The 12,251-nt window shown below is 63.1% G+C and carries 13 protein-coding genes; 1 reads left to right on the forward strand and 12 read right to left on the reverse strand.

The features are described from left to right. Positions 1–18: 18 nt before the first annotated feature. The 7 genes from DI605_RS20410 to DI605_RS20440 form a co-directional block, all read right to left on the reverse strand. On the reverse strand, positions 19–729 hold the full coding sequence (locus DI605_RS20410) for a hypothetical protein (RefSeq protein WP_293977479.1): 711 nt from the start codon (positions 727–729) through the stop codon (positions 19–21). 68 nt (positions 730–797) lie between these two features. After that, positions 798–1,154, reverse strand: a complete 357-nt coding sequence (locus DI605_RS20415; RefSeq protein ID WP_293977481.1) for a hypothetical protein — start codon at positions 1,152–1,154, stop codon at positions 798–800. A 53-nt stretch (positions 1,155–1,207) separates the two neighbouring features. Next, a complete protein-coding gene (locus DI605_RS20420) occupies positions 1,208–1,414 on the reverse strand; it encodes a hypothetical protein (protein ID WP_293977482.1) in 207 nt (68 codons plus the stop codon). Further along, the gene (locus tag DI605_RS20425; RefSeq protein WP_293977483.1) at positions 1,411–1,758 is read right to left on the reverse strand and encodes a hypothetical protein; all 348 of its coding nucleotides are present in this window, start codon (positions 1,756–1,758) and stop codon (positions 1,411–1,413) included. The genes DI605_RS20420 and DI605_RS20425 overlap by 4 nt, the downstream gene beginning before the upstream one ends. 49 nt (positions 1,759–1,807) lie before the next feature. Continuing rightward, the gene (locus tag DI605_RS20430; RefSeq protein WP_293977484.1) at positions 1,808–3,475 is read right to left on the reverse strand and encodes an ATP-binding protein; all 1,668 of its coding nucleotides are present in this window, start codon (positions 3,473–3,475) and stop codon (positions 1,808–1,810) included. Beyond that, positions 3,472–3,873: a hypothetical protein gene (locus DI605_RS20435; RefSeq protein ID WP_293977485.1), complete on the reverse strand. Its 402-nt coding sequence runs from the start codon at positions 3,871–3,873 to the stop codon at positions 3,472–3,474. The genes DI605_RS20430 and DI605_RS20435 overlap by 4 nt, the downstream gene beginning before the upstream one ends. Continuing rightward, positions 3,863–4,324 carry a hypothetical protein gene (locus DI605_RS20440; RefSeq protein WP_293977486.1) on the reverse strand — a complete coding sequence of 154 codons (462 nt, stop codon included), beginning with the start codon at positions 4,322–4,324 and terminating at the stop codon, positions 3,863–3,865. Before DI605_RS20440 ends, DI605_RS20435 begins: the two co-directional genes overlap by 11 nt. A gap of 326 nt (positions 4,325–4,650) precedes the next feature. Between DI605_RS20440 and DI605_RS20445 the strand changes: the two genes are divergently transcribed. After that, on the forward strand, positions 4,651–5,802 hold the full coding sequence (locus DI605_RS20445; RefSeq protein ID WP_293977487.1) for a helix-turn-helix transcriptional regulator: 1,152 nt from the start codon (positions 4,651–4,653) through the stop codon (positions 5,800–5,802). 54 nt (positions 5,803–5,856) lie between these two features. On the opposite strand, the gene DI605_RS20450 is transcribed toward DI605_RS20445, so the two are convergent. The 5 genes from DI605_RS20450 to DI605_RS20470 all read right to left on the reverse strand — a co-directional run bounded on the left by DI605_RS20450 (position 5,857) and on the right by DI605_RS20470 (position 12,023). After that, on the reverse strand, positions 5,857–6,318 hold the full coding sequence (locus DI605_RS20450) for a nuclear transport factor 2 family protein (RefSeq protein WP_293977489.1): 462 nt from the start codon (positions 6,316–6,318) through the stop codon (positions 5,857–5,859). 50 nt (positions 6,319–6,368) lie between these two features. Further along, positions 6,369–7,187 (reverse strand): DUF6065 family protein, encoded by an 819-nt coding sequence (locus tag DI605_RS20455; protein WP_293977491.1) that lies wholly within the window; start codon positions 7,185–7,187, stop codon positions 6,369–6,371. 90 nt (positions 7,188–7,277) lie between these two features. Continuing rightward, positions 7,278–7,877 carry a DUF1772 domain-containing protein gene (locus DI605_RS20460; protein ID WP_293977493.1) on the reverse strand — a complete coding sequence of 200 codons (600 nt, stop codon included), beginning with the start codon at positions 7,875–7,877 and terminating at the stop codon, positions 7,278–7,280. 43 nt (positions 7,878–7,920) lie between these two features. After that, positions 7,921–8,373: a nuclear transport factor 2 family protein gene (locus DI605_RS20465; RefSeq protein ID WP_293977495.1), complete on the reverse strand. Its 453-nt coding sequence runs from the start codon at positions 8,371–8,373 to the stop codon at positions 7,921–7,923. Positions 8,374–8,411: 38 nt separating this feature from the next. Continuing rightward, complete coding sequence (locus tag DI605_RS20470) at positions 8,412–12,023, reverse strand: autotransporter outer membrane beta-barrel domain-containing protein (protein ID WP_293977497.1); 3,612 nt, start codon at positions 12,021–12,023, stop codon at positions 8,412–8,414. Positions 12,024–12,251: the final 228 nt, after the last annotated feature.

The following is a 12,251-nucleotide window of genomic DNA, read 5'->3' on the forward strand; positions in this document are numbered from 1 at the left end:
CAATGGCCTCGGATCGTCTCAAACGGCGGATAATTTTGTAGCCCATAAATAAAGGGTTGCGGTGAGACGAGACACCATCTGCAAACATAACAGCCAGCAAGCTGATTTTATCGGCACCGGCAACCCTTCGGCACGGATACGGGCGATGCAGGCTTCCCGGTCCCATTCCCATTCGCGCAAAGGATAGCGATAATCGTACAGGTCGCTGACATGGCCTTCGCGATGGGCATAGCGGCGGCTGTCGGCAGGCGAATTGTCATAGCCGATGAGCTTGACAACCCGCCCACCGCGAGCCCATATTTCCTGTGCTGGAGACCAACTGGCAACCCATTGATCTTGCGGCTGAATTTTCCATTTTTGACTGCATGAATGGCGCCCGAAACTGATCGAGGGCAGCGTTGCATTGGTGAGGCAGTTCTCGAGCAGTGAAAAGTAGGGCGGCCAGTGCTTGAAGCGCTTGGGCACATAGCGCACGATATGATGTTCGATATGATGTCGGTCCATCCAGCGCTGGAAGATCGGCTGATAGGCATAGGTTTCCTCGCGCTCGATGCCCGTGTCCGCGGTCAAGACGGCCGACAGGGGCAGGCCTCGGCTGACCCATTCGATGATCATCGCTGTGCTGTCGACGCCCATGCCCCAGGCGGCGACCACTGGAACGCCGAACAGGCCGGAACGGCAGGCATCGTCGTTCGCGGGCGCTGGCGACGTGCGCATCAGTGCAGACATGGTCGTTCTCCGGAAGAGGTTGCCCGAAGGATTTGCCGGACGCTGGCGCGTGTAACGGCAAAGGGGGTTCAGGGGTCGAGCGGGACGCTGACGGTCATGTTCGAGGGGCAGCACCGCTCGGTCACGAGGTAGCCGAGACGATTGACGACATGCATGCCGTCCGTGATCTCCAGGCCGTCGTCACCCTCGACGATCGTCCAGACCCTTGCGGGAGGCTGCACGCGGATGAAAGCGAGTTCGGCGCCCGAGGCCTCGAACAGGCACCCGCCTTCCCCGAAATCGAACCCGGCCGTGTCCGAAAGAGGATTCGGAACCGGACGAAAGCGATCGAGGAATTCGTCTTCGGCAAGCTCGAGATAGGACACGTCCTTCGGTGCCGGTGGCTCGGTCCCCGCGCTGGACGGAGACGGGTCGCTGTGGATCATTTGCTGTTCCTCTCTGGCTGTGGCGGAGCCGGTGGCAGCGTGGAGCTCTTCCATCAGGCAATGAGGGTCATCAGCGACTGGTCCCGCTTCGGCCCGGTGGCGGAGACCCGGAAGGGCTGGAGCGCATCGCCGGTGCGCAGCACGAATTGGGGCCGTCCGGTTTCGCGCCGCTTCTGAACCGCGACCGCATAGGCACGGTCATAGGTCGCGAGCGTTGCTGGCGTGGATGATCGGCTCGGTGTCGGGGTGGCGGCGATCATGACAGATGCTCCTCGCGTGTTTCGGGATCAGGAAAGACAGGAAGTGCGGGCGACACAGGCTCGTCGCGATCGAACAGGACCCAGGAGATGTCGCTATCGAATGCCGTTGCGAGTATCGCCCAGAATTCGGGACTGATGTCGTCGGTTCGTTCGGCACCGCATCCCACCACACAGGTGTGGACGAAGAAGCCATAGGCGTAGGGCTCGATCACGAGATCAGGATGGCCGACATCGATACGCCCGTCCTCACCGCGGGATGCGGTGGCGATCAGGTGATCGATATGGTCACGCTCAGCCGCCGGCAGGTGGGCGGACGAACAGACAAGGAGCGCGGAACGGCGCATGGTAATTCTCCCTTGGTGACGGGCGAAGAGGCGTTGCGCGGTGATCGCCTCAGGCGGCTTGGGCGAGGGTGAGCGAGAGGGCGTTGCGGTCTGCGCTGACCGTCAGGGAGCGCCCTGCCGGGATAAGCCACTGGACATGTTCGAAGACCGCCGCGCGCAACTGGGCAAGGAGTGCTTCGTCCTCGCCGAGCAACAGTTCATTGGCGAGGTTGAGGGCCTGCCGCTGGAATGCAAGCGACTGCGTGTCCCAGCTGTCACTCTCATGATCATCGGAGTCGCAAAAGAGGCTCGCATAGATCAGGTCGGCGAGTGCCCCCGGCTGAACGTCCGCTGAGCTGTCGAAGAGGATGGTCGCCTCGTCGAGTGACCATGCGGCATTATTACAGGCCAGCATCTCGGCCGGCAGACTATGGACGATGGCCTGGGAGGCGCCGACGGCACCGGGATGCAGAACGATCTCTGCGGTCAGCGCGTCGACCGGCCCGGACAGGAAATCCTCAGGCAAGGCGACATCGTCGGCATAGCGATATGAAACGCCGTCGCGATTCATGACGAAGGCGCAGGAGACGAGACGTGGAAGGGCATCATACCAGCGATAACCTTCTAGACCGCGTTCCTCATGAACGAGCACGGCGCCAAGAGGAGACTGCTTCTTGAGCGCGTGATCGAGTGCCTGCTCAACATCCGGCTCATGCTCGGCCATGATGATCATCGGCCCCGATCGAACCGGTTCGCCCATATATCTGTTGTCCGTATCGGCGACGTTCGGTTGCCAGGCGCGGAGCCAGCACTCGGCTTCGCGAAGGTCTACGCCGAGATCACGGGCACGCGCCCAGGCCTTATAGGGAAGGCGGTGAGAGGCCTCGAGCGCCACCGCCCGGTAAAGAGCGGTCTCGGCTGCTTCTCTGAGACGGCACAGCGCCTCATTTTCCACCATTTCCTTGCGGGCAGGCAGTACAAGCTGCAGGGCTGGTGCCTCGCCGATATCGACCCGCACCCGCCAGTTATGGGGATCGCCGATTTCGCTCAGGGTGGGAAGCTGGCAAGGCACTGTCACGCCGTGGAAATTGATCCGGTGACTGTGCGTGGCCTCATGGGTGCCGTCATGGAAGACACCGATGCGGCAGCCTTCCCAATCCTCGATCCGGCAGGCGCCGGCAAGAAAATCCGCGCGCGGCAATTCGCCGCCGGCATAGTGGACGGGCAGCGGGAAGAAATGGGCGGCGGTTCGCAGCGCTGCGTCGAGTTGCTTCTCCCAGGCAGGTGGCAGCTGGATCTGAAACTCGGTGCCGCGGACAATGCCACAAGGCTCGATCGCAAGCGGCACGGCTCCTTCCCAGCCATCGGCCGGGATATGAATCGCCCATCCCCGCCCGGCGTCGGGCGACCAGGAGCGGACCCGAACATCCCGGCCGGCAAGGCTGAAGACGCCCATGCCGGCGGGATCTTCCCGGTCCAGAATATCGGCGTTCCAGCCCGAGTCGCCGAGCGTCAGCAGTTTGACTGGGTCGTTTATGCCACGGCCATCGTCATAGACGGATAGCGCCGGACCTTCGGGCAGATTGTAAACGGCGACATGAATGCCTTTGGCTCCGGCGCGGCGTGCATTCTGGAACAATTCGTGGAGCACGTCGGCCACCGTTCCGTTGTAGAGGCGCGAGACCTTGGAGATCAGCGTCTGGCCGACTGCCGGGCGGATGGTAGATGGAAAGATCATGGGAGCAGCTCCTGTTCGGCGGAGGGCCATTCCGCCGCCGCGCCTGCATCCCTTCCCCCTCCCCTCGACAGGATGGCCGGCATCATCGGGCTGGACCAGTCGACATGGTCGATGATCCAGCCGGGAACGAAATCCCAGTCGAAGCAGAGGGCATAGTCATCCTCGACGTCCCGCCAGGCAGCCTCGACCGCTTGCGTCCAGCGTACGACCATCAGCCGTAGCGAGGCGGTGCCCAACGCATCGCATGCCTTTCGGATCATCAGGGCCAAACCGATTGAATCGGGATCGGAGCGTGGATTGTCACGCAGGTCGAGAACGGCCTCCCACAGGCAGGCGGCGGTTTCGAGGCTGGCTTCGCCGTAGGCGGTCGCGTGCGCCTCAGCGGGATCACGCGACATGGCGGTCAAAGCCCTGGAAGAGACCGAGATCCGCTGCCATCAGTGTGTCGATGCCGGGCGCGAAGCGATCGAAGCAGGCGTTGAGGTCGGCGATCGCGATCCGGTAGCTCGCCTCGCCCGGATCATGATCCAAAGCGAAGGAAAGAGGCGGTAAGTAGCTGGTCATCTCCGGGAAAACCGAACGAATGACCAGCGCCTCGATGCGCTTTGCGACCAAGGTGAGACGGCCTGCCAATCCGCAGGGGATAGCGAGATTGCGCTCGAACCAGGTGTCGGGCGCGATGACATCTGCGAAGCGTGTCGCGGGCACCCGCACGGTGCCCAGCATCGCACGAAGGATGACACAGCGCTGGCGCCTTTCGAGGGCCACCTCGCTCAACGGCACCAGTCCGCGATAGTGATAGAAGGGGATGGTTCCCGCGATGCGGGACCGGGAGACGATGACGTCCATTGCGATATCCTTGAAGTCGGAAGGGGATGGGCCGCGCGCATTGAACCGCAGCGGCGCGCCAGACCCTGCCCGGCGCGACCGTCTCCCTCCCCCTTCCCTCCGGTCAGGGCGTCACGCAGGAAGTGGAGAATAGGACGTCGCGGTGGACGGAACTCTCAGGCGTGGGGAGAGTCAGCGAATGCTAAACGACGGATGCGTCGCCATTCCCCGAGCAATAGACAGAAACATATGACATGGTGGCGTCTGGCTCGCGTCCATCAACTGGTGGAAACGTTCGGGACTATTGTGCGTCACGGTTCTTGCGGCTGAAGCCAGGGAGTATTTGCGTGATTCCTTCCGTTACGACTGCGGCGTTTTCCGAGCTGGTAGGACTGATCTACGACGCGGCGATCGATCCGGGTCGGTGGCGGGAAAGCATCGAGGCAATCCGCATTTCACTTCGATTCGAGAACGCGGTGTTTGGACTGCAATCGCTTCCCAGAGGTGACGTGCTCGTCAACGTCGCCACCAATATTCCCGCCGAATATGTGATGCGGATGCCGGACTATGGTTCCGATATCGTGGAGCTCGTCGGAACCCCCGCGGAGATCCAGGCGCTTCCAATGGACGAACCCATCGTGCTGAGCCGGATCAATCCACGAATGGTGAATCCTGCGACGAGTACGAACCGTTATGTCCTTGAATGGGCGCGTCCCCAGGGACTGGCCGACGCCATGACGCTCGCGCTGGCGCGCGATGAGCGCGCGGTGGGATCATTGTCGCTTGGCCGGCATCTCGAGGCTGGGCCTATCGGCGACGCGGAGGTCGAGGCGGCTCGATTGCTGTTGCCGCATCTGCAACGCGCAGCGACCATCAATCGGTTGCTCGATATGGCGGCAGTAGAGAAATCCACGTTCGCCGGAGCATTGGACAGCCTGACCGTGCCCGTTTTCCTCGTAACCTCGGCTCTGGGCGTCGTGCATGCCAATCCGGCAGCGGTCGACCTGATGGCTGCGGATGATCTGCTCCGTGTGCAGGATGGAAAGCTGGAGAGTCGCGTGGCACCCGTGTCGCGAGCCCTGGCGGTCGCCGTCGAACAGGCTATCCGGGATGAAGCGACAATGGGACGAAAGGGGCTTGGGATTCCCGTCCGGCGCGATACCGCCCCTCCCGGAGCGCTGCATGTCCTGCCACTGAGATCCGGACGCTATTCGGCGGGCGTCGGTCCGATGGCGGCGATTTTCGTCGCCAGATCTGACACGCCGTTCGTGGCGCCTACCAGACTGGCGGCTGCCCTGTTCGCGTTCACGCCGGCCGAGGCGCGCGTGTTCGAGCAAATTGCTATCGGTCGCACGGTGACGGAAGCTTCAGAAGCTCTGGACGTAGAGCGCAGCACCGTTCGCACGCATCTCCTGCGCCTGTTCGAGAAGACCGGGACAAAGCGGCAGGCCGAACTGATCCAACTCGCCGCATCGCTGAGCATGCCCATCGCGTCCTGATATCAAGCAGCTCGGACGCACCGATGGGCGCAGTGCCGCCGCAAAGCCAGTACCTCAGGGAACCAGCGATTCGTGCGCAAGGACGATCCGCCATCCCTCGGGAAGCTTCCTCCAGACCGATGTGATGACCAACAGGGCCGGCTTGCCGCCCTCGCTCCTGTTCCCGACGGTCATCCACTGAATGGAGGTGACGACATCGGTCCCTTGCGCGACGATTTCGGCTGGTCGTTGCTCGGAAAAGCTGATGCCGGCGTTCTTGTCGCGCCACCACTCCCGCTGTTGATCGAGGATATGCTGCCAACCCCGCATCGTTTGACCATCAAAGGTTATCGTGAGCGTGGGAGAATTGCTGTACCAGATCATGAACCGGTCGGCGTCCAGGTTATCCGCCGCGTCTTTCATATCAGCGATCGCCATACGCACCTGAGCCTCGGCGGGCTGCGACGGCGATTCGGCAGCATGTGCAATGCTCGAAGCCGATAGCAGAAGAATAATCGCGGCGGTTGTAGATCTCATGGGGGTCTCCTCATTCTATGCTTTCAGGCCTGGCTTACTTGCCTGAGGCGCTACCGCGGCCTGCCAGGCGGGCTGGGGGACCGGGCGTTGATCGGGCAACCTGTCGACGGAGCTGCTCCGGCGGGATCCGCGCGGTCGACGAACTGTTGCGGGCGGAGCTTTATCTGGTGGTCGCTCGCGCCCGGCTGCCCATCAGGTTGTATGCCACGGTAGTAAAGCTTCTGCCATTTCTCGGCCGGATCTTGCGGCGGGGTTTCCCGCATCTGCCGATGAAAGGCGTCCCGCGAGATGCTCCAGGCCTCGAACATCGCCTTGAGTTCAGGCGCGTCCTCGATCGCGTGGAAACTGGGCTCGGTGGCTTCGATCGCTCTGCGCGAAACCAGGAAGAAGAAGGCGATCGCCTCATCCGGCTCAAATCTGACCCAGTGGCCGGGCCGGGTGAAACGCCAGTTCATCGTGAAGCTGTAAGGCGACCAGTCCGTCTCGATGATGCCGGACAACGGGGCGATCCCATCCTTCGCCTGGTTGGGCGGACCGCCGATCCAGAGGTTCCAGCCCGGTTCGGTCCGGAACAGGCCGGCGACGTGGAAGGTCAGCGTCCCCTGCCCGAACAGCGACACGGGCGCCTCGACGACAGTGTGACCGGGATCGTCGAGCACGATCTCCACGTCGGTCACATCACGTCCCCCGTTCCAGCGTGCGGAGAAACCGACGGCGTTGCCGATCTCCCAGCCATGAGCATTGGCGATCGCCAGCGGCAGGCAGCGATAGGCAAAGGACTCGGGCGTCTCGTCCATCCATTCCCGGCGACGGGACGCCGGGCGGATGCGGGGGCGCCAGCCGGGGTAGAGGAAGCATTCAAGTTTCATCGCATATCATCCGGACAGCCCATGCGTCGGGGATGGTGGAGGCCCATATTTTCTGCCGAGGCTGAAGGCGGGGGAACATCTTGCGGCGCCCTACAGTTTCGACACGAACCACAGGACGAAGACCGTCACGCACGCCAGGACGAGACCGAGGATCGCCCGCACGATGGGAGGGTCTTTGGGCGCGACCTCGTCGGGCCAGGGAAGCGTCAGAGCGCCTAGGGATGCCACGAAAGCGGCGGCGGCACCCGCGACCCTCAACCAATCAAGCTGGACCCGGTGCCGGACCATCACGATCGATTGCGCGTCGGTTATGGTATCCTTCGGCGAACCCACACCGTGATAGTAGAGCGCCGCGTTCATCGGCCAGAACGAGATCACCGTCAGCACGAGCAGCGTGAGAATACCGAGAGAGGGGATGAAGAGAAGCCAGCGGTAGCGCCACGGCGTCCGCCATCCGGCGATCAGCGCTCCAAAGCCGGCGATCAACATCCCCGCCGAAAAAGGGATGAAGAACACGCCCGTATCCACGGGCCATGCCTTGCCGTAGGGCATCATGGCCAGCGACCCTGGCGGATTGGCGCCCCATGCCCCCACGAGCACAACCAGATCGAACAGCTTGGCGCCGAGCAGGGGGCCGCCGACCAATGCGGCCAACCAGAGAAATGCCCGGGTGATGCGTGCTCCGCTCATATCGTCCCGATCGTTTGAGAGGACGTCCAACCCATGGTTCCGATTAGTGTTCGGCCGCGATCGTCGCCTGCCTGGCGATGAGCATCCAGGCACCGGCACGCTTCATCCAGAAGTCCGTGAAGGGACGCATCACATGCTTGCCGGCCCCTGGTCCCTTTAGCGGCACCATCGTGTCATATCCCATCACGATCACGACATCGGGATGCTCTCCGACATAGGTGATGTGCTTCCTGAAGTCCTTGTAGTCGAGCAGGTCGCCTTCCATCGCCGCGATCACCTCGTCCCTGCGCAGGACCGTATTGTTTGGCGAATTGACGACGAAGTCCTCCGCCCACACCGTCTTCACGCCGGCTGCGTCGTGGGACTGGATCGCTCTGCCCAGGCGGCCATAGGCAGCGCCGATGTCCGCCGGAACACGCACGTCCGGTGCCGGCTGGGCGAGGGCCGGCGAGACGATCAGGATGGAAAGCGCCATCACAGGTCTGAGTAAGAACATTGCAATGTCTCCTTGCCGATTTGCAGCACCGGCCGGCATCAGAACGCCCACCGCAAGCCGAGCCGACCGCTATGATCGGTCCAGCCGTCCGCCACCTGCGCACGGTAGGTGATGAAGGCTGTCCAGCCGCCTTTGTGTGCGCTGAGGCTCGCACCGGCCCTCACGACATTCCTGTCGAGGCTGGCGCGGTTGCCGGCAAAGCGGGTCCCGTCCTCCGAGACGAGAATGGTGTCCATGGTTCCCGCCGCCTGACTATGGCGATAGCCGATCTCGGCGTCGGGCACCCAGGTGATGCCGCTTTGGCTCGTGAAGGCTTGGGACCATCCAAGCGAGAAGAAGGGCGTGACAAAGGAGCGCTTTCCGTCGAGCCCAGAGACCGCGAAGCCCGGCAGCCCGCCTCCGGTCTCACGGAAGGCATCGGCCTCGACATGGGACGCGATAAATCCGATCGCGGGCGTGAGCAGTGCGCCGCGCACCGCGATCGGCGCGGATAGCTGCACGGCACCGGTCAGGGCCGTGACGTCCCGGTCGGCCGAAGCGATGCCCAGGCCGGTGGGGCGGCGGGTGCTGTTCCAGGCGCGCGAATAGGTGAATGCCGCCGAGATGCCTATCGGACCGATCGGCTGCGCCCCATAGAGGCTGGCGTGGATCTCGTCGCCGCGACCGCTTCCTCCGGCACCGCCATCCAGCCAGGATCGAGCATAGGCCAAGGCGACTCCGATCCTCCCCGATCTACCCACCGTGAGGTCTCCGCCTGCCTGCAGGCCGGCCGTGCTCGCCCGGAAACCCGCACCGAGGGTTTGACCGGCTCCCTCCATCCATATGCGAGCGCGACGTCCCTCGCCGATTTCGGGATTATAGAAACTGTTGCCGCCGCCGTCGGGCTGGGTCCGGCCCAGCAGTTCAAGCGCCCTGGTTTCGTTCCCTACGAGAAAGCCCGCGAGTTGTTCGCCGAACAGATGCGAGGCGTTGGGCGCGATCACTGTCGGCGGGGTCGGCGTTGGTGTCGGCGTGGGAGTGGGCGTCGGGGTGGGCGTTGGTGTCGGCGTGGGCGTCGGAGTCGGTGTTGGCGTAGGAGTTGGTGTCGGTGTTGGTGTCGGCGTAGGGGTTGGTGTCGGCGTCGGCGTCGGCGTAGGGGTTGGGGTGGGGGTCGGCGTTGCCGTTCCGATCACCAGATTTGCGCTCGTGCTCGAATATTCGAGCGACACAGGCGTGCCATCGGGCGCGGTCGTCCCCGGCGCCGCGCCGATGCTTGCGAAGGTACCGGACAAGGCGGTGGCGGTGAGGAAGGTGCGCGACGAGGCGGTGTAGGTGCCCGGCGCCCATGCCAGCAGCAGCTTGCCAGCAATCGTTGCGTCCGACTGCACCTTGACCTGGTCGATCGCGGTCGGTGACACGCCGACTACAAGTGTTCCACTCTCGGTCTGGACGTAGCGGCCGTTGATCGTGGTGAACTTGCCGGGGGCACCGCCAGCAGCGAGGTCGAGCGTCCCGGCATTGGTGACCACAAGGCCGAACGACGTGCCGTTCCCGTTGCCGCGGTTGCCGATTTGCCAGGCTTCCACGGGATCCGTCACCCCGACGGTCGCGAGCGTCGAGGTCGCGTCGATGTTAATCGCGCTCGCCTTGTCGATTTCCGTGGTGGAGCGGGTGTAAAGGTTGCCGCTGAGGGTCAGCTTCGAGCCGTTGGTGAGGTTGTAGGTGGCGAACCCCCCGGCGTTGTCGGTGCCGAAGCTGACGCCTTTCGTCGTATCGTTGGCGAAGGTGCCGCCGCGGATATCGACGCCGTCGAGTGTCAAAATATCGCCCGACGTTGCAAGACCGTGCACATGCGTGAGTGCACTGATGTCCGCGCCTCCATGAATGGTGACGTTGTTGCCCGACAGCGATCCCGCGTTAGCGGGCGGCGATGACCAGGTGAGGCTGATACCGCCGACCAGTTTGCCGCCTGTCCAATCGATCGTCGTCGGCCCTTGGGAGAAGTCTTCAGCATTTACCAGTATATCGCCGGTCACCGTACCGCCCAGCAGGTCGATCCTGCTGTTGGGTCCATGAAGCTCAAGGGCTGGCTGACCGCTGGTTGCGGTAATCGTGCCGGTGTTGGTGAATGTCGTCGTCGGGCGCGAGAAGATCGTTTGCGTGATGGTGCCCGCATTGTCGATGGCGAAGCTGCCGCCCGCATTGATTCCGACAAGGCGGTTGACCATTACCTGCCCGTCGACGGTTCCGCCGGGGCCGACGGTGAGCGATCCCTGCTGGCCGGAACTTACTTCGGCGTGAATTGCGACCGGTCCGTTGCCGAAGATGTCATTCGGCGCATGGCCGATCACCCTGCCGTCGATCGTGATCGCGCTCGCCTTCCCCAACTGGTAGATCGCATAGCCGGCATCAACGGTGACGCCGGACGCCACGGTAATCCGCGACTGGCCCGAACCGCCGCTGGCGTAGATGCCCGCCACCAGCCCGCTACGATCCATGATATCGGAGTTGGCGTTGATGACGATGGCGCCGGGATCGGTCCCGGTCTGCATCGCGGTGATGACGCCGGTAATGCCGGTGGACGATCCGTTCGCGTTGGTACGGGTGAGCGAGCCGTCATTGGTGATGGTGATCGTGCCGCTGCCTGCGCTGGCGGCATAGATGGCCCGGTTGGTGGAGGTGACGCTGCCGGTGCGGGCGATATGGATGTCGATCGGGCCGCCGGGGCCATAGGTGTACGGGTTGGCAGAGGCATAGATGGCGTCGGAATTAGCGCCGATGGCCGAGTTCGGCGGATTGTCGGTCACGACCGCGCCGGTTACCGTCACGGCTATGGAGCCGGTTTGTGTCAGCACGTTGATGGCCCTGGAAGTGCCCGAGACATCGTGGACGTTCACCGTGGCGTTGCCGCTGCCCCGGCGGGACCCGTTTCCGAACACGACATCCAGGGTACTGTCGCCGACGCCGGTCAGTTTGCCGGTCGATGTCACACTTATATCGCCGGTGCCGTTGCTGCTGGCAAAGATTGCGCGGTTTTCGGCGGTCACGTCGGCGACGTTGATCGTGATCGAGCCCGTGGAAGAGTCCTGGTTCAACCGCGCCAGTATGGCTTGCTGGGCCTCAGGGAGGGCGCCGTGAGTCTGCGTCACAAGGTCGCTGGTGGTGATCGCGATATTTCCGGTTATCCCGAAGGACAGGGCCGAGATGACGTTGTTCCTGCCGGTTACCCTGGCGGCGTTGATCGTGACATCGCCGTTGTTCGTGGCACTGATCGCGAAGTCCGTACGCCCGGTAATATTGCCGTTGCTGATCAGGCTGATGGCACCAGCGCCGCTGTTGTTTGCGAAGTTAATGCCGTATGTCGCGCCAGTGATATCGGCTTGATTGCTGTCGGTGAAGCTGCCCGGACCCGTAATATTGAAGCCCCCCCCGCTGCTGGTATCGACGGAAAATGTCGAATCGGTCGTCACGCTGGTCCTGGTGCCGTCGAGACTGATGTTCTGCTGCGCGGTCGCCGCGCCGGAGCAGATATAGGTCGCACCGTCCGATTGGAGCACGCACCCCGCCGGCGCGCTCTGGGCATGAGCCCGGTCATACCCTCCGATGAAAGCGACGGCGGCGGAAACGCCCGCTGCAATTTGTGCGCGCACCACTCTGCCATTTCTGGTCATCATGCCCTCTTCAGCTTCCCGGAATCCCGACAGCCCTCGTTGCCAGGACAAAGGTGTGTATGTGGTTGGCTGCCGACCGCCGCCCACAAGCAATTATTCAACCCCTGACAGGATTGAATAATTACGAAATCAGCGCGCCTATGCTGATTTTGGTGTGTCGCGGCGAAGTCAGAACCCAAACCGTTCGACGCCTCTTCCCCTAAGGAGTGACGTGCTGCTTCCTGTAAT

The organism is Sphingomonas sp. (genome assembly GCF_003248515.1).
In the GTDB taxonomy this organism is placed as follows: Bacteria; Pseudomonadota; Alphaproteobacteria; order Sphingomonadales; family Sphingomonadaceae; genus Sphingomonas_I.